The sequence below is a fragment of the Streptosporangium brasiliense genome (genome assembly GCF_030811595.1).
Taxonomy (GTDB): domain Bacteria; phylum Actinomycetota; class Actinomycetes; order Streptosporangiales; family Streptosporangiaceae; genus Streptosporangium; species Streptosporangium brasiliense.
On sequence record NZ_JAUSRB010000001.1, the window covers coordinates 190,627 to 210,566 of the forward strand.

Genomic DNA, 19,940 nt, shown 5'->3' on the forward strand with positions numbered 1-19,940 from the left:
GCAGGTCCTCAGGTCGTCTGCTTGGCGGCCCGGTGCCAGGACAGGACGCGTCGTTCGGCCGCGAGGAACGCCGAGTTGAGCACGTATCCCAAGACACCGAGCACCACGATGGTCCCCCACACGCCGGGGAGATCGTAAGACCTCTGGGCGTCCAGGAGCTGGAAGCCGATCCCGTCGGTGCTGCCCACCAGCTCGGAGATGACCATCAGGATCAACGCCAGGGACAGGCTGACCCGCAGGCCGGCGAAGATCTTCGGCATCGCGGAGGGGAGGATGATCTGGAAAAGCCGCTGCCCGCGCGACAGCCCGAAGACCCTGGCGGTGTCCAGGTGCTGGCGGTCGACGTGCCGGGCGCCCTCACCGGCGTTGATCAGCACCGGCCAGATGATGCCGAACACGATCACGTTGATCTGCATCTGCGGGCCGATGGCGAACAGGGCCATGAAGAACGGCAGCAGCATGGGCGGGGGGATGGCCCGGGCGAACTGCACAAGCGGGTCCACGAACCGGAAGAGCACCGGCAGGCGGCCCATCGCGAGCCCGAGGGCGGTCCCGACGACTCCGGCCAGCAGCCACCCGGCCAGCAGTCGGCCGATGCTCGCGGGGATGTTCTCCAGCGCCGCGTCGGTGAGCCAGAGCCGCTCGGCCGGGCCGGACAGCCACATCCGGTACATGCTGGCGGCGATCTCCGTCGGCGGCGGGAAGGAGAGGTTCTCCGCGGCGCGGGTGGCGAGCTCCCACACCACCAGGACCACCGGGACCGCCCACAGGCGGCCGACGGCGCGCAGGGCGCGTCCCATCAGACGACCTCCGTCCGGGCACTGTGCCAGCGGAAGATTCGCCGCTCCGCCAGCACGAACAGGCTGTTGGAGACCAGGCCGATGACCCCGGCCCAGATGGAGGTGGCGACGATGTACTGCATCGCGTCGGAGCTGCCGCCCGCCTCGATGAGGAAGACGCCGATGCCGTCGGAGCCGCCGGCGAGCAGCTCGGTGCTGATCGCCACGATGAGCGCGATCGCCGAGGCCAGCCGTACGCCGGTGGCGACGAACGGCGCGGTGCTCGGCAGTGACACCCGCCACAGCACGGCCAGCGGGCCGAACCCGAAGCTGCGCAGCGTCTCCTTGGCGACCGGGTCGACGTCCTTGAGGCCGTACAGCGTGTTCATCAGGACCGGCCAGGTGGCCGCGTATACGATCAGCACGATCTTCATGTCGAACTTGTCGGAGAACAGCGCGAGCGCCAGCGGGATCAGCGCCAGCGACGGGATCGGGCGCAGGAACTCCAGGATGGGGCGGAGGGCGGTCTCCACCCGCGGCAGGGTGCCGAGCAGGAACCCGGCGGGCACCGCGACCACGACGGTGAGCAGCAGCCCCAGAGCCCAGGCGCCGAGGGTCGAGACGACATCGAGGAGGAAGTCCCCGTCGGTCACGAGCGTGGCCGCGCGGCCGAGCACCGTCGAGGCCAGCGGGAACACGATCGGGCTGATCAGCCCGGTCCGGCCGATTGCCTCCAGGACGCAGAACAGCCCCGCGGCGCCGAGGGCGCCGCAGAGCGGTTTGCTGTCGAGCAGGCGCCGTCCGATCACCCGGAGTTTCCGAGAAGGAGGGACTTGGCCTCGATCTTGCTCTTCAGCAGGCCCTGCTCAAGCATCAGGTCGGCCACCCGCTGCAGACGGGTCTCGTCGAGGCTGGTGGGGAAGGTGCCGAGTGTGATGACGGCGGCGGTGGCCGCGTCGATCTTGGTGTAGGTCGGCAGGATCTCCTCCACGGCCTTGCGGTCGGAGGCGGAGATCTGCTGGGCCTTGGCGACCGCGCGCTGGAAGGCGGCGACGGTCTTGGGGTTCTTGGCCGCGAAGTCCTCGGTGACGATCACGCCGGCGATGGGGAAGTCGGCGGTCGAGTCGACCATGGTGTCGGCGAGCTTCTGGGCGCCGATGTTCTTCTGGACCGCGGTCAGGTGCGGCTCGGTCATCCAGGCCGCGTCGACCACGCCCTGCTCCAGCTTGCCCGCCATGTCCGGGAAGGGGAACTCCAGGAACTCGACGTCCTTTTCGGTGAGCCCGTGCGTCTTGAGCACGGAGGTCACCGCCAGGGTCCCGATGTTCCTGAGGCTGTTGACCGCGATCTTCTTGCCCTTCAGGTCGGCCGGGGTCTTGATCGAGGAGTCCTTGGCCACCATGAGGTTGAAGGAGTTGGGGGTCGCCTGGTAAAGGTCAGAAATGATCTTCGGCTTGTTGCCGGCCGCCGTGGCCAGGAAGGTCGAGACGTAGTTGGTCTGCGTGGCGTCGAGGGAGCCGCCGAACAGACTCTGCTGCGCCTGGGCCCCACCCTGGACCACCTGGATGTCGACGGTCAGGCCCTCTGCCTTGAAGAAGCCCTTCTTGTCGGCGATGTAGAGCGCCGCCGAGTCGGGGATGGGCAGCGCGCCGATCGAGATCTTGGACTTCTCCAGCCCGCTCGCGTTGGCGGTGTCGGGCTTGTCGTCCGAACCACCACAGGCGCTCAGTGCCAGCACGGCAGCGAGCCCTGCGATGGCCGCCCGGCCCGCAAGTCTGAACCTCATGGGGTCTCCTTAGCTGCATTTCACCGCCCCGCCGGAACTCGCTGAAGTAGCGGGCGACATGGAGACAGTCCCGGGAGGCACGTGATCAAGGGGGGTATGCCGACCGCGGATCAGAGTAGCGGAGTAGATCGCCCAAATTACAAATATCGGCCTAATGGGGCAAAAGGGCCATAACCGGGCCTGCTTACCGCGCGTCCATGAATCGCGACGACTGGGATTTGTCTAGTCGTCGCACCCCAGGGTGTCAAGAAATGGATTTCGCGACTTTGTGAAACTTTGCACGTCGAGTCGGAGAGTGACTGTCCGGTTACGGCCTAGTTGTACCGGTTACGCATAAAATGCGAGTTATGTGCTGTTGGCCGAACTCTTCCGGCTGTGCTCCAATAACCCCTACCCCATGGATGCGTCGGCGTCACCTGCACATCAAATGCGTGACGCGATCCCCTCCAAGCAGACGATCCGAGGAGAGGTAGCGGAGGCCAGTGAGGACAGCGTCAATCCCCAGCGAACGCGAATCCGGGGCGGAATCTCCCCCGGCATTCGACGCCGAGGGGGTGCCGCCGGAGGGCGGCCCGGCTCCGGACCTCGGTGATCGTGGGACCGAGAAGAACGGCAGCAAGCTCGCGCTCAAGAACTGGCGCGTGCGGACGCGGCTGATCGCGCTCATCGTCATCCCCACCGCCGCCGCGATCGTCCTGGGTGGTCTGCGGGTGGTCACCTCGATCAGCACCGCCGCCCAGTACGAGCAGGTGCGCACCAGCGCCGAGCTCGTCGCCGACCTGAGCGACCTGGCGCACAACCTGGAGACCGAGCGCGACCTGTCGGCCCGGTTCGTCGCCCAGGGCCGCGGCAGCACCGGCAGGGCGAGGCTGCAGGAGCAGTACAAGGCCGTCGACCAGGTGGCCAAGAGCGTGAAAGACCGTATCGACATCATCACCGGCAGCGATGCCGCCGAGGGCTTCGGCGAGCGCGGCCGGAGTGAGCTCGCCCAGATGCGCAGCCGCATCGAGGAGCTCGGCAGCGTACGCAAGACCGCGGTCGGCACCCAGCTCCCCGCCCAGCCCACGATCGCCATGTACTCCCGGACGATCTCCGACCTGCTGGCCCTGCACGACGAGATCATCCAGGGTGTCGCCGACCAGGAGCTCACCGGCAGCGCGTCCGCCTTCGGAGCGCTGGCCAGGGCCAAGGAGCAGGCGTCCAGGGAACGGGCGAACCTCGCCGTCGCCCTCGCCGCCAGGGGGTTCACCTCCGAGGGCCTGAACGCCATGCTGGCCGCCCGCGCGCAGCGCGACAGCGAGCTGGCGACCTTCCGCTCCGATGCGTCGATCGCCCAGCGGCAGCTCTACGACGACACCGTGAGCAGCCAGAAGAAGGACCGCGCGGAGTCCATGCGCGCCCGTGCCCTCGTCCTGGCCGTCGACGGCTCCCCGCTCGTCCGCGTCGACGTCTCCAGGACCGGTGCCGGCGACCAGACGACCTGGTTCGACGCCTCCTCCGACGGCATCGACCGGATGCGCAGGGTGGAGAAGCAGATCGCCGACACCCTGATCGCGCAGAGCCGCGTCCTGCAGGAGGACGAGCAGCGTGGCGCGCTGATCGCCGGAGGGCTGAGCGTACTGCTGCTCATCCTCGTCCTGATCATCACCTCGATCATGGCGCGGTCGCTGGTCAAGCCGCTGCGCACGCTGCGCACCGAGGCGCTGTTCATCGCCGGCGAGCGCCTGCCGGAGACCGTGCAGAGCATGCGCGAGAGCGGCGAGGCCGCGGCCGAGGACGTCATCCCGATCGGAGTGGCCTCCGACGACGAGATCGGCCAGGTGGCCCGCGCCTTCGACGAGGTCCACCGTGAGGCGGTCCGCCTGGCGGGCCAGGAGGCGACGCTGCGGAGCAACGTCAACGCCATGTTCGTCAACCTCTCCCGGCGCACCCAGACCCTGGTCGAACGGCAGCTCTCCCTCATCGAGAACCTGGAGCAGGGCGAGCAGGACGAGAACCGTCTCGGCAGCCTCTTCCGGCTCGACCACCTGGCCACCCGCATGCGCCGCAACTCCGAGAACCTCCTGGTCCTCGCCGGCCAGGAGCCCGCGCGCCGGTGGAGCCAGCCCGTCCCCCTGATCGACGTGGTCCGGGCCTCGCTGTCGGAGGTCGAGAACTACGAGCGGGTCGACCTGCGGATCTCCGGCGGAGTGTCCGTGGTCGGCACCTCCGTCAACGACGTCGTGCACCTGATCGCCGAGCTGGTGGAGAACGCGATCTCCTTCTCCCCCCGGGAGACCAAGGTCGTCGTCTCCAGCAACCGCATCGACGGCGGCGGCGTGATGGTCTCGGTCACCGACATCGGCATCGGCATGACCCCCGAGGAGCTCGGCCGGGCCAACTGGCGGCTGGCCAACCCGCCGGTGGTGGACGTCTCGGTCTCCCGCCGAATGGGCCTGTTCGTGGTCGGCCGGCTGGCGCTGCGGCACGGCATCCGCGTGCAGCTCCGCCAGCAGGACAGCGGTGGCCTGACCGCCATGGTGCTGCTCCCCGAGGCCCTGCTCTCCGGTTCCGGCGCCCGCCAGGTGCCGGGCGGCGACTGGGCCGGGGCCGGGGCCATGGGCTCGATGGACCGGGCGCCGGCGCTGGCCAGTCCCACCGGGCTCGACCCCGCGCAGCCGACGTTCGCCTCCTTCGACGCCGCCCAGCACTCCTTCAACTCCTTCGACATCGGACAGCTCGGTTCCTTCGAGGCCCCGCAGCCCTCCCCGGGCGGCGGCTACTTCGGTCAGGCGCCGGTCGACACCCCCTGGCCCGGCCACGTGCCGCCGCCGGGCGCCGACTCCGGCTGGCCGAACACCCCCCAGGCCGACACCGGAGTGTGGTCGAACCCGCCGGCGCGCGATGGCGACTCCGGGATGTGGTCGAACCCGCCGTCCCGTGAGGGCGACTCCGCGGCGTGGCCTGGCCCGCCGTCCCGTGAGGGCGACTCCGGGATGTGGTCGAACGCGTCGATGCGCGGTGGCGACTCCGGAGTCTGGCCCGACCCGCCGTCCCGTGAGGGCGACTCGGTGGGCTGGCCGTCCACCGCCGACCCGGGGCCGTTCGAACGGCGCTCCTTCGAAGTGGCCGACAACACCGGCCCGCTGCCCGTGGTCCGCGACTCCTCGCCCATGGAAGAGGCGAAGGAGGAGTTCCTGCCGATCTTCGCCGCGGTCGAGTCCGACTGGTTCAAGAAGGTCGAGCCCGCCGCCCCGGTCCAGGACCTGACCGAGGAGCTCAAGGAAGCGGACGCGCCCGCGCCGGCGTCCGACGCCTGGTCCTCACCCGCGGACGTGGGATGGCAGGCGGCCCAGGCGGCGAGCGAGCCCTCGCTCGGCGGGATCACCGGTTCCGGGCTGCCCAAGCGGGTGCCCAAGGCGAACCTGGTGCCGGGCACGGCCGCACCCGACGCGGGCGCGGCCTCGCAGACCCCCGTGCTCCGGCCGACCGTCTCCCCGGAGGCGGTGCGCAACAGGCTGGCGAGCTTCCAGAAGGGAGTGCGGCAGGGCCGCGCGGCGGCCCGGGGCGAGGCCGGTGACGGGCAGCCGTATCCCGACTTCGGCCGGGATGTTGAAGGAAACAAGGAGGACCGGTGAGCGAGCTCATCATGGTCGCCAAGGAGGATGACACGTGCGCGAAATGAGCCAGGCCGCCCGGGGGGTCAATTGGCTGATCACTGACTTTGTGAACAACGTCCCAGGCGTGGCGCACACGGTCGTGGTGTCGGCGGACGGTCTGCCGTTGGCGTATTCCGATGGATTTCCCCGGGACAGGGCGGATCAGCTGGCGGCGGTCGCGGCCGGTCTGATCAGCCTGACCCAGGGTGCTTCCAGGGTCTTCGAGGGCGGGGCGGTCACCCAGACGGTGGTGGAGATGCAGCGAGGGCTGCTCCTCATCATGTCGATCAGTGACGGTTCCTGTCTCGCCGTGCTGGCCGCCGCCGACTGTGACATGGGGCTGGTGGCCTATCAGATGACCTTGCTTGTCGAACGAGCGGGCCAGGTGCTCACACCGGCCGTCCGCGCCGAACTCCAGGCCTCCCATCCCAGGTGAGGGCGATGATCCTAGGAGGATGCCGTGACAGGCCGCGGTTGGACCGGTGAGGGTGACCCGTTAGGCGGGTCGCCTTATCAGTCGATGGACGATCTCTATCGGCAACAGGGTGGTCCTTCACATCTCATGCAACCGGCGCCGGTGGAGCAGAGCTCCCTGGTCCGGCCGTATGCCGTGACCGGGGGGCGCACCGCCCCCCGGACCCAGCTCGCCATGGAGGCCCTGGTCTCCTCGGCGACGTCCGCACATCATGATCTGTCCACCCGCACCCCGGAGTATCAGGCGATCAGCGCCCTGTGCCGGCAAGTGCGTTCGGTCGCTGAGATCTCCGCGATGCTCCGCATCCCGCTCGGCGTGACCCGGATCCTGGTCGCGGACATGGCGGCCGAGGGTCTGGTCCAGCTGCATCAGCCGCAGCTGGACGCGGGCAAGCCGGATCTCAACCTGCTGGAAAGGGTGCTCAGTGGACTTCGCAGGCTCTAGCCGCGGCGGCGGCCTGACATCGACGAAGATCGTCGTCGCCGGTGGATTCGGTGTGGGAAAGACCACGTTCGTGGGAGCGGTCTCGGAGATCCTGCCGCTGACCACGGAGGCGGTGATGACCGACGCCAGCGCCGGCATCGACGACCTAGGTCTCACGCCGAACAAGACCACCACCACGGTCGCGATGGACTTCGGCCGTGTATCGCTGGACCGGGATCTGATCCTGTACCTGTTCGGCACGCCGGGCCAGCACCGGTTCTGGTTCATGTGGGACGACCTCGTGCGCGGTGCGATCGGTGCGATCGTGCTGGTCGACACCCGGCGGCTGGCCGACAGCTTCCCGGCGATCGACTACTTCGAGGAGGCCAAGCTCCCGTTCGTGGTCGCGGTCAACGGCTGGGACGGGACCTACCCGCACGGTGAGGAAGAGGTGCGCGAGGCGCTGACACTGGCGCCGCACATCCCGATCTCACGGACCGACGCGCGCTCGCGCGACGCGGTGAAGGCCACGCTCATCACGCTGGTGGAGCACGCGCTGACCATGCGGATGGCCGTTCCCGGATGGGGGCGCTGACCACGCGGGCAGGCGTTCCCGGGCGGGGACGCCGACCGTAGGGGCGTTAGTGGCGCCTCCCAACGGATAGGCTGGGGGGTCGAGTCGCAGACCTGTAGCGCAGAGGCTGGCCAATCACGTGTTCGAGACGCTTTCCGACCGGCTTACATCGGTCTTCTCCTCCCTCCGTTCCAAGGGGCGGCTGTCGGATGCCGACATCGACGCCACCTGCCGCGAGATCCGCATCGCGTTGCTTGAGGCTGACGTCGCGCTGCCCGTGGTCAAGACGTTCGTCGCCCAGGTCAAGGAGCGCGCCCGCGGCGTCGAGGTCTCCCAGGCGCTGAACCCCGCGCAGCAGGTCGTCAAGATCGTCAACGACGAGCTGATCGAGATCCTCGGCGGCGAGACCCGGCGGCTCCGCTACGCGAAGACCCCGCCGACCGTCATCATGCTCGCGGGTCTCCAGGGTGCCGGTAAGACCACGCTGGCGGGCAAGCTCGCCCGCTGGCTGCGGGACCAGAACCACACGCCCATGCTGGTCGCCGCCGACCTCCAGCGTCCCAACGCGGTCCAGCAGCTCCAGGTCATGGCCGAGCGGGCCGGCGTCGCGGTCTACGCGCCCGAGCCGGGCAACGGCGTCGGGGACCCGATCGAGGTGGCCCGCCAGTCGATCGACCACGCCCGGCGGCAGCAGCACGACATCGTCATCATCGACACCGCCGGCCGCCTGGGCATCGACCAGGAGCTGATGAAGCAGGCCGCCGACATCCGCGACGCGGTCTCGCCCGACGAGGTCCTGTTCGTCGTCGACGCCATGATCGGTCAGGACGCCGTCTCCACGGCCCAGGCGTTCATGGAGGGCGTCGGCTTCGACGGTGTCGTGCTCACCAAGCTCGACGGTGACGCCCGTGGCGGCGCCGCCCTGTCGGTCCGCCACATCACCGGCAAGCCGATCATGTTCGCCTCCACCGGTGAGAAGCTCGAGGACTTCGACGCCTTCCACCCGGACCGGATGGCCTCCCGCATCCTCGACATGGGTGACATCCTCACCCTGATCGAGCAGGCCCAGAAGACCTTCGACGAGGCCGAGGCCGCCAAGATGGCGGGCAAGCTCACCTCGGGCGAGGGCTTCACGCTGGAGGACTTCCTCGAGCAGATGATGATGGTCCAGAAGATGGGCCCCATCAAGAACCTGCTCGGCATGATGCCCGGCATGGGGCAGATGCGCGAGCAGCTCAACCAGGTCGACGACCGTGACCTCGACCGCATCGCCGCCATCATCCGCTCGATGACCCCGGGCGAGCGCCAGAACCCCAAGATGATCGACGGCTCCCGCCGGGCCCGCATCGCCAAGGGCTCCGGCGTGACGGTGACCGAGGTGAACGGCCTGGTCACCCGCTTCTTCGACGCCCAGAAGATGATGAAGCGGATGGCCGGCGGGATGGGCATCCCCGGCATGCCCGGTGGGCGCAAGGCCAACAAGGCCGCGCAGAAGAAGGCGGCCAAGGGCCGACGGGTCAGTGGTGACCCGCGCAAGGCGGCTCTCGGCAAGGCCCCCTCCGCCGACGCTTCCGACGGCGCCCCCAAGCCGGGCGGCGCCCTCGGCAAGCTGGGGGCCGGCCAGCTCCCGCCGGGCCTGGAGCTGCCGCCGGGCTTCGACCCCTCGAAGTTCAAGCTCCCCGGGCAGAAGTGAGCGACGGCAAGTTCCACAGACGGGCCGGATGGATCTGGCTGGTCATCATGGTGGGCTTCATCATCCTGGCGACACTCGAACTGCTGGGAGTGCGGCCCAAGTAGGACCTCGGAGCGGGGGCGGCGGAGAGATCCGCCGCCCCCGCTCCGCATGTCATCCCGTTCACCCCCGCGCGGTCATCCCGGGCCACCCTGCACGGCCGTCCCGGACCATCCCCGCCCGGTCGTCCGGATGCTCACGCTGGAGGCCGTGCGCAGCCGGCCGGGGCGGCCAGCGCGGTCAGCAGCGACTCGACGGGGGCCGGTGCGGCGGCCGGGACGGGGGTCGGTGCGGTGACCGGCCCCGAGGAGCCCGCCGAGGAGGCGGGCGTGGCGGCCGGCCCCGGGATGGCGGCGGGCGCCCAGAACGGGACGGGTGCCGGGGTGGCGGCGGGTCCCAGGAATGGGACAGGTGCCGGGGTGGCGGCGGGTCCCGGGAATGGGGCGGGTGCCGGGGTGGCGGCGGGTCCCAGGAATGGGACAGGTGCCGGGGTGGCGGCGGGCGCGGGCTCGGAGAACGGGGCGAGGCTCGGGGCGAAGTCCGACGCCGGCGACGGGGCGGGACGCGGTGTCACGCCGGCGCCGGCGCAGTGGACACCGGTGCCGCCGAGGGTCACCTCGGCCAGTGGCCCGTCGTGGACGAGGCCGCCCGAGGCGTCGAGCATGCGCCCGCTGATCGCGAGGGTCATCCCGGCCTCGGCGCGCGGGGCGGTCCGCCGTACGTCGGTCCTGACGACGGTGAGCACCGCGCTCCCGACCCCGGGATAGCCGAGCTGGGCGCCCGTCGCCGGGATGACCGTCGTGCCCGCCTCGACCGGCCGGCCGAGCACGGTCACGCTACCGGGCGCGGCCAGGACCGAGGCGCTCACCGGACCGGACGGCCGCCACCTGACGCCGGTCGTCACCGTGCCCGTCACCAGCAGCGGCTGCCCGGCCCGGGGGTTGAGCCTGAGCCGCCTGACGTCGAACCGGCTGGTCGCCTCCCAGGAGACCGGCGCGGCGACCCTCGCCCGCAGCCGCCTGCCGCCCAGTGAGACGAAGGCCCGGACGCCGTCGGGGTCCGCCCAGTCGCCGTCGTCCTCACCCCCGGAGGGGCCGGCGAAGGCGCGGCCCCAACTGCCGGCGAACGCCTCCTGGCCGAGTGCGGGAATGCCGTGGACCTCCAGTTCGACGCCTCTGGCCAGGACCGACCCGCCGGTGGCGGCGGACGCTCTCATGGCCAGCACGGCGCCCAGGACGGCGAGGGAACCGGTCGCGGTCAGCAGCAGGGATCTCAGGGTGGTTGCCACGGCGGCCATTTAGCGCAGCAGGGCGCTGCGGCCGGTGCCCCGGACACACGGGGATTACCGAGATTTGCCCTCGGCGGGCCGGACGGAATGGGCGTTGTTTGGCTGGGCACTCCCGTACATCTGGCACAATGACATGTTGGAACATCGTGACCACGTGGGTGCCCTCTCACCCCCGCGTGCCGCGCCTGTCCCTACGGGCGGTCCTCTCCTCGTGCCCCACTCGATGAGAAGCCGTTCACCCACGCTCTAATGCAGGAGAGACCACACCAGTGGCAGTCAAGATCAAGCTCAAGCGGCTCGGCATGATCCGCAACCCGCAGTACCGCATCGTCATCGCCGACAGCCGCACCAAGCGTGACGGCCGGGCGATCGAGGAGATCGGCCTGTACCACCCGAAGGAGAACCCCTCGCGCATCGAGGTCGACGCCGAGCGGGCGGCTTACTGGCTGGGTGTCGGCGCGCAGCCGACCGAGCCCGTGCTGAAGCTCCTCAAGCTCACCGGTGACTGGCAGAAGTTCAAGGGCGAGCCGGCTCCGGCTCCGCTCAAGGTCGCCGAGCCCAAGGCTGACCGTCACGCCGCCTACGAGGCCGCGGCCAAGGAGGCGCTGTCCCTGGACGCCGCCGCCACCACGCCGAAGAAGTCGGCCAAGAAGCCGGTGAAGGCCGACGAGACCGCCGCCGAGACCCCGGCTGAGCCGGTCGCGGAGGAGAAGCCGGAAGGCGAGGCCTGAGATGCTCGAGGAGGCCCTCGAGCACCTGGTGAAGGGCATCGTCGAACATCCCGACGAGGTCCAGGTTCACGCTCGCCGCATCCGCAGCGGGCGTGTGCTTGAGGTCCGGGTCCACCCCGAGGACCTCGGCAAGGTCATCGGCCGTGGTGGCCGTACGGCCAAGGCGCTGCGCACCGTCGTGAACGCCTTGGGCGACGGCAAATACGTCCGGGTCGATCTGCTCGACCTGAACGAGGCCCGCTAGCCGACGCGATCCATCGAGTGAACGGGTCACCCATCCAGTGGGTGGCCCGTTTGCTTTCTGCCACACACGACTAACTTTGGGAGGCGGGCGTGCAGCTTGTCATAGGCCGGATCGGCCGCCCGCACGGACTCCGCGGCGACGTGTCCGTGGAGGTCCGCACCGATGACCCGGAGGGACGCTTCGCCCCGGGCACGGCCGTCGCCACCGACCCCGCGTCGACCGGTCCGCTCGTCGTCGAGTCCCGGCGCTGGCACTCGGGAGTCCTGCTGGTCAGGTTCGAGGGCGTCAACGACCGCGACCGCGCCGAGGCGCTCCGCGGCACCACGCTCGTCATCGACTCGGCGGACATCCCGCCCTCCGAGGACCCCGACGAGTTCTACGACCACCAGCTCATCGGCCTCGCCGTGGTCACCCCCGACGGCGAGAGGGTCGGAGAGGTGACCGACGTCCTCCACCACGGTCAGGACCTGCTCGTCGTACGGCGGGGCACGGCCGAGGTCTACGTGCCGTTCGTGAAGGCGCTGGTCCCCGTGATCGACCTGGACAAGGGCCTCCTCGTCGTGGACGGGCCCGCCGGCCTGCTCGACCCGGACCAGGCCGTCTGACATGCGCATCGACGTCATCTCGATCTTCCCCGAATACTTCGCCCCGCTCGACGTCTCCCTCATCGGCAAGGCCCGCGAGCGCGGCATCCTCGACGTCCACCTCCACCAGCTCCGTGACTGGGCCCACGACGTGCACCGCACGGTGGACGACACCCCCTACGGGGGCGGGCCCGGAATGGTCATGAAGCCCGAGCCGTGGGGCGAGGCCATCGACACCGTCCTCGCCGCCGGCCCCGGCGCGCAGCCCCGGATCATCGTGCCGACCCCCAGCGGGGTGCCCTTCACCCAGAAGCTGGCCATGGAGTACGCCCGCGAGCCGTGGCTGCTGTTCACCCCGGCCCGCTACGAGGGCATCGACTCCCGGGTCATGGCCGAGTACGGCTCGCGCATGCGCGTGGACGAGGTCAGCATCGGCGACTACGTGCTCGCCGGCGGCGAGGTGGCGGTGCTGGTGATGGTGGAGGCCGTCGGGCGGCTGCTGCCCGGCGTGCTCGGCAACGCCCACTCGGCCGTGGACGACTCGTTCGCGCCGGGGGCGATGGAGAACCTCCTGGAGGGGCCGGTCCACACCAAGCCGCCCGAATGGCGGGGGCGCGAGGTCCCGGAGATCCTGCTCTCCGGGCACCACGGGAAGATCGCCCGGTGGCGGCGGGACGAGGCGCTCCGCCGTACCGCGAAGAACCGGCCCGAGCTGCTGTCGACGCTCGATCCGGAGAGCCTGGACAAGCATGACCGCCAGGTCCTGGCGGAGCTCGGCTTCTCCGGCTGACCGCCGGGGTCAGGGCGGCGGGCCGCCTGTCGTCCCCGGGCCGTGGGACCGGTCCGCCGGGGCGTTCTGACTGGTTGATTTCCGGTCGGTCGCGAAAATATGGCAGACTGAACCGTTGCCGCCGACTGTCCGCTGGTTGGCGCGCGCCGTCGGGCAGAGGGCCTGACTCCCAAGACACAGTCCAATTCAGCACGCGTGTCCATCATGATGCCGCTCCGTCGCGGCCGGATGGACCTCCGGGTGCTCGCGTAAATGAGGTACCACTGCCATGCACACGCTGATCACTGAGCTTGAGAAGGCCACGCTCCGCAGCGACATCCCGGACTTCCGCCCCGGTGACACGCTCGAAGTGCACGTCCGAGTGATCGAGGGCACCCGCTCCCGTGTCCAGGTCTTCAAGGGCTTCGTCCTGCGTCGCCAGGGCAGTGGCGCCCGTGAGACCTTCACCGTCCGCAAGGTCAGCTACAGCGTCGGCGTCGAGCGCACCTTCCCGGTGCACAGCCCGGTCATCGAGAAGATCGCCCTGGTGACCCGTGGCGACGTCCGCCGCGCCAAGCTCTACTACATGCGCGACCTGCGCGGCAAGGCCGCCCGCATCCGCGAGAAGCGCGACGCCCGCTAGAGCCCGCGCCGTGCCGTCCTGGCCCGTCCCCCTCCCGGGGTGCGGGCCAGCCGTGTGCAAGGAGGGTTTTGACCTCCTATGGGCAAGACGCATAGCCATGGTGACCCGGCGGGCAGTCGGATGACATCGACCATCATCTAGGCTCGTCACGATGACTAGCGAAGACCGGGAGTACGGCACGGCCTCGCGTCGGCCTGTCGAGGACGAGGTGGGCGTGGTCGCCGAAGACGCACAGAAGACCGCCGAGAGCGACAAGGACAAGAAGAAGGGCTCCTTCTGGAAGGAGCTCCCCGTCCTGGTCGTCGTCGCGCTGGTCCTCGCGCTGTTGATCAAGACCTTCGTGATCCAGGCGTTCTACATCCCGTCGGAGTCGATGGAGAACACCCTCCTGACGAACGACCGGGTGCTGGTGAACAAGCTCGTCTACCACACCCGTGACATCGAGCGCGGTGACATCGTGGTCTTCTCCGGCGTGGACTCCTGGGACGGTGAGGTCCAGTTGCCGGAGCCGTCCAACCCGGTCTCCGCCTTCTTCCGCTGGGTCGGCACCGCCTTCGGCGTGGTCCCCGGCGAGAAGGACTACATCAAGCGCGTCATCGGCGTCCACGGCGACACCGTGAAGTGCTGTGACGTCCAGGGGCGGGTCACGGTCAACGGGGTGCCCCTCGACGAGCGGGACTACCTCTACCCGGGTGACCTGCCCTCCCGCGATCCCTTCGAGGTCAAGGTCCCGGAGGGCCGCCTGTGGGTCATGGGCGACCACCGCGCGGTCTCCCTCGACTCCCGCTCCCACACCGGCGACCCCGGCGGCGGGACGATCCCGGTGGACAAGGTGGTCGGCCGTGCCTTCGTGATCGTGTGGCCCTTCTCCAGAGCTAAGATCCTCCCCATCCCCGACACCTTCCAGCAGCCCGCGCTCAAGGCGGCCGCCGCGGCCGGAGCGGTCCCGCTCCTCGGCGGCCTCGCGGGGGCCGTGCCGCTGGTGCTGTGGCGTCGTCGGCTTTCAAGGCGGTAGCCGTACCTCATGACTGTGGAACCCGATAGCAAGTCCGCGGAATCCGAGAGCAAGAAGGCAGAACCTCGCAAGGGCAGACTGCGCGAGACGGTCGCCCTGATCGTGTCCGGCGTGGTGGTGGCGCTGCTGCTGCAGGCGTTCGTCGTCCAGCCCTTCAAGATCCCGTCGGAGTCGATGGAGAACACCCTGCGGGAAGGCGACCGGGTGGTCGTCAACAAGCTGCACGGTGAGACCGAACGCGGTGACGTGGTGGTCTTCAAGGGCTGGCCGGGCGGCGACACCATCAAACGGGTCATCGCGGTCGGCGGCGACACCGTGAAGTGCTGTGACGCCCAGAACCGGATCACCGTCAACGGGGTCCCGATCGACGAGAAGGCCTACCTGCACCCCGACGACTTCGCCGCGGGCGGCAAGTTCGAGAAGGTCGTGCCCAAGGGGCGGCTCTGGGTCATGGGCGACCACCGCTCGGCCTCCGCGGACTCGCGCGACCACGAGGAGCAGGAGGGCGAGGGCACGATCTCCGAGGACGACGTGATCGGCCGGGCCTTCGCGATCTTCTGGCCGTTCTCCCACGCGACGGTCCTCTCGACGCCCGAGATCTTCGCCAAGCCGGAGATCTTCGCCACGGCGAAGTAGGGACAGCCCCGCCAAGGTGAGATAGCGGTACCGAACGGTCCGGATGGGGCGTACTCTCGGGTCATGGTCGCTATGTCTGCCGTGGTGCCATGACGGTTGCGTTCCGCCCCACGCCGAGTGTGGTCCGGCGGGATTCGGGACTGTACGGCTACGAGCGGGCTCTGGCCCGCCGTGGGCTGGGTCCCGTGGCCGGCGTCGACGAGGCCGGCCGGGGCGCCTGCGCTGGCCCGCTGGTGGTCGCCGCGGTGGTCCTCAGCCGCCGGATCGGCGGCCTGAACGACTCCAAGCTGCTCACCGTCTCCCGGCGCGAGTCGCTGTACGAGCTGATCATGGCGGCCGCGGAGGCGGTCAGCGTGGTGGTCATCCCACCGGCCGACATCGACGCGCGCGGCCTGCACAGATCCAACATCGAGGGAATGCGCCGGGCCGTCGCCCGGTTGTCCTGTGACCTCGGCTACGTGCTCACCGACGGGTTCCCCGTCTCGGGCCTGCCCGTGCCGTCGCTCGGAGTGTGGAAGGGAGACCAGGTCGCGGCCTGCGTGGCGGCCGCCTCGATCGTGGCGAAGGTGACACGCGACAGGATGATGACCGCGCTCGACGAGCGCCATCCCGAGTACGGTTTCGCCGTGCACAAGGGGTATGGCACCGTGAGCCATCGCAGGGCGCTCGAAACTCACGGCCCGTGTCCGGCCCACCGATTCTCGTTCGCGACGGTGGCGCGGTCCGGGCCCGGTGGGCTGATGGGTGAGAATGAAATGGGGGCCGGTCTCGCCTGATCGGGCGGGCCGGAAGGCGTGCAACAGGAGGATCGGTATGAGCGCAGAGGATCTCGAGAAATACGAAACCGAGATGGAGCTGCAGCTTTACCGTGAATACCGCGACGTCGTCGGACTGTTCACCTACGTCGTGGAGACCGAGCGGCGCTTCTATCTGACCAACTCGGTCGACCTCGACGTCCGGACGGCCGAGAACGGCGACGTGTTCTTCGACGTGAAGATGCAGGACGCCTGGGTCTGGGACATGTACCGACCGGCGAGGTTCGTGAAGAACGTCCGCGTGGTCACCTTCAAGGACGTCAACGTCGAGGAGCTGGCCAAGCCGGATCTTGAGATGCCCAAGGAGGGTTTCTCCAACTGAGGAGTTCTCCACAGGCGCGGCCCGCGTCCGGCTGAGTATCCACAGAATCGGATCCGGTCCGCCGGGACCGGGGCGAGCTGAGCGAAGGTCTGGGACCGGAGGTGGTTCCATGGCCGCGAAGGACGAGCTCGGCAGGCACGGCGAACAGGTCGCCGTCGACTATCTGCTGGCGCACGGCATGCAGATTTTGGATCGCAACTGGCGGTGCCCGGACGGGGAGATCGACGTGGTCGCCCGGGAGGGGCGGGCGCTCGTCGTGGTGGAGGTGAAGACCCGCTCCGGCCGCAGCCACGGCACCGCCTTCGAGGCGGTCACCGAGGCGAAGCTCTCCCGCCTGCGCAGGCTCGCGGTCAGATGGCTGGCCACCCGGCCTGAGCGATACGGCTCCATCCGCGTCGACGTCATCGCCCTTGAGCGGTTCGCCGGAGATCTCGTCCTCCGCCACGAGCGGGGGGTGTGCTAGATGCCCGAGCCCTGCCGCTCGCTGCCCCGGCTGACGGCCGCCTCGCCCGGGGCGGGCTCCCACCGGCTCGCCGGCCCCCTGGGCACGCCCAGGGGCGGTCACGGCCCCACACCGGGCCGCTGCCCGGACCGGCTGCGCCCCGTGCGTGCCGCCCAGGAGGCGACACCGTGACCGTCGCCCGCACCCGCTGCATCGCGCTGGTCGGGGTGGCAGGCCATCTCGTCGACGTCGAGGCCGACGTCGGCGCCGGCATGGCGGGCCTGCACCTCATCGGCATGCTGGACACCGCGCTGAGCGAGGCGCGTGACCGGGTCCGCTCGGCCGTGGTCAACAGCCGCTACGGATGGCCCGACGCGCGGATCACCGTCAGCCTGTTCCCCGCCAGCCTGCCCAAGCGCGGAAGCGTCTTCGACCTGGCGATCGCCGTGGCCCTGCTCGCGGCGGCCGGGGCCGTGCCCCGCGCCAAGGTCGCCCGGCTGTTCTTCCTCGGCGAGCTCGGTCTCGACGGCTCGGTGAGACCGGTGCGCGGGGTGCTGCCCGCCGTGCTCGCCGCGGCCGGGGCCGGAACCGGCACCGTCGTGGTCCCCGCGCACAACGCCGCCGAGGCCGCGCTCGTGCCGGACGTGACCGTGATCCCCGTCGCCACACTGGGTGAGCTGGTGAGCTGGCTGCGCAGTGACGACCCGGTCAACGTGCCCCTGGCCGAGCACACCCCGTCCGTCGGGCTCCCCGGCCCCGCCGGCGGATCGGACGGCGCGCGGTCGTTCGTCCCGGACGGCCCGTCCGAGAGCGCCCCCGACCTCGGCGACGTGGCCGGCCAGCCCGCCGCCCGCCGCGCGCTGGAGGTCTGCGCCGCCGGCGGCCACAACTTCTGGATGCTGGGCCAGCCGGGCACCGGCAAGACGATGCTCGCCGAGCGGCTGCCCACCCTGCTCCCGCCGCTGGAGCGGGACGCGGCGCTGGAGGTGACCGCGATCCACTCGGTCGCCGGGGTGCTGCCGGCCGACCGTCCGCTGCTGACCCGCCCGCCGTTCGTGGCGCCCCACCACACCGCGACCGTCGCGGCCGTCATCGGCGGGGGCAGCGGGGTGATCCGCCCGGGCGCGGTGTCGCTCGCCCACCGGGGAGTCCTGTTCCTGGACGAGGCCCCCGAATATCCGGCGACCGTCCTCGACTCGCTCAGGCAGCCGCTCGAATCGGGCCGGGTGACGGTCTCCAGGGCGCTGGGCTCGGTCACCTTCCCGGCCAGGTTCATGCTGGTGCTGGCCGCCAACCAGTGCCCGTGCGCGCAGCCGTCCAGTCCCGAGGACCCGTGCCGGTGCACCCCCGCGGTCCGCCGTCGCTACCTGTCCAGGCTCTCCGGCCCGCTGCTCGACCGGATCGACGTCAAGGCCACCCTCCACCGGTCGACCCGGCGCGAGCTCCTCGCCGACCGCCGGTTCATCGAGCCGAGCCGGGTGGTGGCCGAGCGGGTGCTCCTGGCCCGCGGACGTGCCGCCAAGCGGTTCGCGGGCAGGCCGTGGCGGTGCAACGCGGAGATGCCGACCCGCGCGCTCCACGCCGAATACCGCCCGCGACCCGAGGCGATGTCCCCCCTGCTCCGCTGTCTGGACAGCGGCGAGCTGAGCGCCCGGGGGCTGGACCGGGTGCTCAGGGTGGCCTGGACCCTGGCCGACCTCGGCGGCAGGGACAGACCGGAGGTCGAGGAGACCAACACCGCGCTCGGACTGTGGCTGGGGGAGGAGCGGTGAGCGAGCGGCTCGCCCGGGTCACCTTGATGCGGCTGGCCGAGCCCGGTGACGAGGTGATGGGCAGGCTCGTCGCCTCCCGAGGCCCGCAGGCCGCCGTCGGCCAGGTCCGCCGGGGGCGCCCCGATCCGGAGTTCGCCCGGTGGTTCACGCGGTCCCGCCATCCGGGCCCGGCCGGCTCGCGGCAGGAGCGGCTCGCGGCCAGGCTTGAGCGGATGTTCGCCTCCTGGGCAGCCCGGTTGGAGACGGCCGATCCCGCCCGTGACCTGGCCGAAGGGGAGCGCCACGGGGCCCGCCTGGTGATCCCCGGCGACCCCGAATGGCCGACCCAGCTGGGCGACCTGGGCGAGTCCGGTCCCCATGCCCTCTGGCTCCACGGTGAGGCCGACCTGCGCTTCTCCTGCCTGCGGTCGGTCGCGGTCGTCGGCTCCCGGGCCGCCACGCCGTACGGCACGCATGTCGCGGCCGATTTCGGAGCCGGGCTGAGCGAACGCGGCTGGAGCGTGGTCTCGGGCGGTGCCTACGGCATCGACGGGGCGGTCCACCGCGGCGCCCTCGCCGGTGAGACGCCGACCGTCGCCGTGCTCGCCTGCGGCACCGACATCGCCTACCCCAGCGCGCATCACTCGCTGTTCGCGGCAGTGCGCTCGCAGGGGGTGCTGGTGAGCGAGTGCCCGATGGGCGCCACCCCGATCCGGCCGCGTTTCCTGGTCCGCAACCGGCTCATCGCCGCGCTGTCGCGGGGCACCGTGGTGATCGAGGCGGCCGTGCGCAGCGGGGCACTCAACACCGCGGGGCACGCCATCTCGCTGAACCGCCACCTGGCCGCCGTGCCGGGGCCGGTGACCTCGCAGACCTCGGCCGGATGTCACCGGTTGATCCGGCAGGGGACGGCCGTCTGCGTGACCACCCCCGAGGAGATGATCGAGCTTGTCGGGGCGATGGGCGGTGACCTTGCTCCCGAAGCGCGTGGCCCGGTGCTCCCGCGCGACCGGCTGGACCCCGACACCCGAAGGGTCCTTGAGGCCGTGCCCGCCCGGACCGGCGCGGGCCCGGCGACGATAGCGGTGGCCGCGGGCGTCGACCTGGAGACCGTGCTGTCCTGCCTCGGCGGCCTGGCCGCCGCCGGACACATCGAGCGTGTCCCCCGAGGCTGGCGCCTGCGCCCCGAAAGACCGCCGGGCCGATGAGAGCGATCCGTCCCAGAAGCGGCGCCTCCCCACCAGAAGGGATCTCCGTTCCATCACTGATGTGAGCGGAGTCCCGGTCGGTCAC

At 70.4% G+C, this 19,940-nt stretch carries 22 protein-coding genes; 18 read left to right on the forward strand and 4 right to left on the reverse strand.

Annotated features, from left to right (window positions below):
• Positions 1 to 8: 8 nt before the first annotated feature.
• The 3 genes from J2S55_RS00885 to J2S55_RS00895 are packed head-to-tail and all read right to left on the reverse strand — an operon-like array spanning position 9 to position 2,565.
• The gene (locus J2S55_RS00885; protein ID WP_306856585.1) at positions 9 to 800 is read right to left on the reverse strand and encodes an ABC transporter permease; all 792 of its coding nucleotides are present in this window, start codon (positions 798 to 800) and stop codon (positions 9 to 11) included.
• Positions 800 to 1,588: an ABC transporter permease gene (locus tag J2S55_RS00890; RefSeq protein WP_306856586.1), complete on the reverse strand. Its 789-nt coding sequence runs from the start codon at positions 1,586 to 1,588 to the stop codon at positions 800 to 802. The genes J2S55_RS00885 and J2S55_RS00890 overlap by 1 nt, the downstream gene beginning before the upstream one ends.
• Entirely contained in the window at positions 1,585 to 2,565 is a 981-nt protein-coding gene (locus J2S55_RS00895; protein WP_306856587.1) for an ABC transporter substrate-binding protein, read from the reverse strand. The genes J2S55_RS00890 and J2S55_RS00895 overlap by 4 nt, the downstream gene beginning before the upstream one ends.
• 482 nt (positions 2,566 to 3,047) lie before the next feature.
• Between J2S55_RS00895 and J2S55_RS00900 the strand changes: the two genes are divergently transcribed.
• The 5 genes from J2S55_RS00900 to ffh all read left to right on the forward strand — a co-directional run bounded on the left by J2S55_RS00900 (position 3,048) and on the right by ffh (position 9,368).
• Positions 3,048 to 6,182 carry a sensor histidine kinase gene (locus J2S55_RS00900; protein ID WP_306856589.1) on the forward strand — a complete coding sequence of 1,045 codons (3,135 nt, stop codon included), beginning with the start codon at positions 3,048 to 3,050 and terminating at the stop codon, positions 6,180 to 6,182.
• A 43-nt stretch (positions 6,183 to 6,225) separates the two neighbouring features.
• Positions 6,226 to 6,639: a roadblock/LC7 domain-containing protein gene (locus J2S55_RS00905; RefSeq protein WP_197048434.1), complete on the forward strand. Its 414-nt coding sequence runs from the start codon at positions 6,226 to 6,228 to the stop codon at positions 6,637 to 6,639.
• A 126-nt stretch (positions 6,640 to 6,765) separates the two neighbouring features.
• Positions 6,766 to 7,122, forward strand: a complete 357-nt coding sequence (locus tag J2S55_RS00910) for a DUF742 domain-containing protein (RefSeq protein WP_306856592.1) — start codon at positions 6,766 to 6,768, stop codon at positions 7,120 to 7,122.
• Between the two features lie 13 nt (positions 7,123 to 7,135).
• Positions 7,136 to 7,696: a GTP-binding protein gene (locus J2S55_RS00915; RefSeq protein ID WP_306858536.1), complete on the forward strand. Its 561-nt coding sequence runs from the start codon at positions 7,136 to 7,138 to the stop codon at positions 7,694 to 7,696.
• Between the two features lie 118 nt (positions 7,697 to 7,814).
• Positions 7,815 to 9,368: a signal recognition particle protein gene (gene ffh / locus J2S55_RS00920; protein WP_306856593.1), complete on the forward strand. Its 1,554-nt coding sequence runs from the start codon at positions 7,815 to 7,817 to the stop codon at positions 9,366 to 9,368.
• 235 nt (positions 9,369 to 9,603) lie between these two features.
• On the opposite strand, the gene J2S55_RS00925 is transcribed toward ffh, so the two are convergent.
• The gene (locus tag J2S55_RS00925) at positions 9,604 to 10,695 is read right to left on the reverse strand and encodes a hypothetical protein (protein WP_306856595.1); all 1,092 of its coding nucleotides are present in this window, start codon (positions 10,693 to 10,695) and stop codon (positions 9,604 to 9,606) included.
• A gap of 269 nt (positions 10,696 to 10,964) precedes the next feature.
• Between J2S55_RS00925 and rpsP the strand changes: the two genes are divergently transcribed.
• The 13 genes from rpsP (at position 10,965) to dprA (ending at position 19,855) form a co-directional block, all read left to right on the forward strand.
• A complete protein-coding gene (gene rpsP, locus J2S55_RS00930; protein ID WP_306856597.1) occupies positions 10,965 to 11,426 on the forward strand; it encodes a 30S ribosomal protein S16 in 462 nt (153 codons plus the stop codon).
• Between the two features lies 1 nt (position 11,427).
• Positions 11,428 to 11,670 carry an RNA-binding protein gene (locus tag J2S55_RS00935; RefSeq protein WP_012888562.1) on the forward strand — a complete coding sequence of 81 codons (243 nt, stop codon included), beginning with the start codon at positions 11,428 to 11,430 and terminating at the stop codon, positions 11,668 to 11,670.
• Between the two features lie 89 nt (positions 11,671 to 11,759).
• A complete protein-coding gene (gene rimM, locus J2S55_RS00940) occupies positions 11,760 to 12,275 on the forward strand; it encodes a ribosome maturation factor RimM (RefSeq protein ID WP_306856599.1) in 516 nt (171 codons plus the stop codon).
• Between the two features lies 1 nt (position 12,276).
• Positions 12,277 to 13,044 carry a tRNA (guanosine(37)-N1)-methyltransferase TrmD gene (gene trmD, locus J2S55_RS00945; RefSeq protein WP_306856601.1) on the forward strand — a complete coding sequence of 256 codons (768 nt, stop codon included), beginning with the start codon at positions 12,277 to 12,279 and terminating at the stop codon, positions 13,042 to 13,044.
• 268 nt (positions 13,045 to 13,312) lie between these two features.
• Positions 13,313 to 13,666, forward strand: coding sequence for a 50S ribosomal protein L19 (gene rplS, locus J2S55_RS00950; RefSeq protein WP_306856604.1), 354 nt, complete (start codon positions 13,313 to 13,315; stop codon positions 13,664 to 13,666).
• 151 nt (positions 13,667 to 13,817) lie between these two features.
• On the forward strand, positions 13,818 to 14,681 hold the full coding sequence (gene lepB, locus J2S55_RS00955) for a signal peptidase I (protein WP_306856606.1): 864 nt from the start codon (positions 13,818 to 13,820) through the stop codon (positions 14,679 to 14,681).
• A gap of 9 nt (positions 14,682 to 14,690) precedes the next feature.
• Positions 14,691 to 15,317, forward strand: a complete 627-nt coding sequence (gene lepB / locus J2S55_RS00960; RefSeq protein ID WP_306856608.1) for a signal peptidase I — start codon at positions 14,691 to 14,693, stop codon at positions 15,315 to 15,317.
• An 89-nt stretch (positions 15,318 to 15,406) separates the two neighbouring features.
• Entirely contained in the window at positions 15,407 to 16,093 is a 687-nt protein-coding gene (locus J2S55_RS00965; protein ID WP_306856609.1) for a ribonuclease HII, read from the forward strand.
• A 37-nt stretch (positions 16,094 to 16,130) separates the two neighbouring features.
• Positions 16,131 to 16,454 (forward strand): DUF2469 domain-containing protein, encoded by a 324-nt coding sequence (locus J2S55_RS00970; RefSeq protein WP_012888569.1) that lies wholly within the window; start codon positions 16,131 to 16,133, stop codon positions 16,452 to 16,454.
• A gap of 109 nt (positions 16,455 to 16,563) precedes the next feature.
• The gene (locus J2S55_RS00975; RefSeq protein WP_306856613.1) at positions 16,564 to 16,917 is read left to right on the forward strand and encodes a YraN family protein; all 354 of its coding nucleotides are present in this window, start codon (positions 16,564 to 16,566) and stop codon (positions 16,915 to 16,917) included.
• Positions 16,918 to 17,088, forward strand: a complete 171-nt coding sequence (locus J2S55_RS00980; protein ID WP_306856614.1) for a hypothetical protein — start codon at positions 16,918 to 16,920, stop codon at positions 17,086 to 17,088. It abuts the gene before it with no gap.
• A complete protein-coding gene (locus J2S55_RS00985) occupies positions 17,085 to 18,668 on the forward strand; it encodes a YifB family Mg chelatase-like AAA ATPase (RefSeq protein ID WP_306856615.1) in 1,584 nt (527 codons plus the stop codon). The genes J2S55_RS00980 and J2S55_RS00985 overlap by 4 nt, the downstream gene beginning before the upstream one ends.
• Positions 18,665 to 19,855 carry a DNA-processing protein DprA gene (gene dprA, locus J2S55_RS00990; protein ID WP_306856616.1) on the forward strand — a complete coding sequence of 397 codons (1,191 nt, stop codon included), beginning with the start codon at positions 18,665 to 18,667 and terminating at the stop codon, positions 19,853 to 19,855. The genes J2S55_RS00985 and dprA overlap by 4 nt, the downstream gene beginning before the upstream one ends.
• Positions 19,856 to 19,940 lie beyond the last annotated feature (85 nt).

Coding starts and splice junctions, on each gene's coding strand:
- J2S55_RS00885 (WP_306856585.1), bottom strand. CDS start 800: ATGGGACGCGCCCTGCGCGCCGTCGGCCGCCTGTGGGCGGTCCCGGTG.
- J2S55_RS00895 (WP_306856587.1), bottom strand. CDS start 2,565: ATGAGGTTCAGACTTGCGGGCCGGGCGGCCATCGCAGGGCTCGCTGCC.
- J2S55_RS00905 (WP_197048434.1), top strand. CDS start 6,226: ATGAGCCAGGCCGCCCGGGGGGTCAATTGGCTGATCACTGACTTTGTG.
- J2S55_RS00910 (WP_306856592.1), top strand. CDS start 6,766: ATGCAACCGGCGCCGGTGGAGCAGAGCTCCCTGGTCCGGCCGTATGCC.
- J2S55_RS00935 (WP_012888562.1), top strand. CDS start 11,428: ATGCTCGAGGAGGCCCTCGAGCACCTGGTGAAGGGCATCGTCGAACAT.
- trmD (WP_306856601.1), top strand. CDS start 12,277: ATGCGCATCGACGTCATCTCGATCTTCCCCGAATACTTCGCCCCGCTC.
- rplS (WP_306856604.1), top strand. CDS start 13,313: ATGCACACGCTGATCACTGAGCTTGAGAAGGCCACGCTCCGCAGCGAC.
- lepB (WP_306856606.1), top strand. CDS start 13,818: ATGACTAGCGAAGACCGGGAGTACGGCACGGCCTCGCGTCGGCCTGTC.
- lepB (WP_306856608.1), top strand. CDS start 14,691: ATGACTGTGGAACCCGATAGCAAGTCCGCGGAATCCGAGAGCAAGAAG.
- J2S55_RS00965 (WP_306856609.1), top strand. CDS start 15,407: ATGACGGTTGCGTTCCGCCCCACGCCGAGTGTGGTCCGGCGGGATTCG.
- J2S55_RS00970 (WP_012888569.1), top strand. CDS start 16,131: ATGAGCGCAGAGGATCTCGAGAAATACGAAACCGAGATGGAGCTGCAG.
- J2S55_RS00975 (WP_306856613.1), top strand. CDS start 16,564: ATGGCCGCGAAGGACGAGCTCGGCAGGCACGGCGAACAGGTCGCCGTC.
- J2S55_RS00980 (WP_306856614.1), top strand. CDS start 16,918: ATGCCCGAGCCCTGCCGCTCGCTGCCCCGGCTGACGGCCGCCTCGCCC.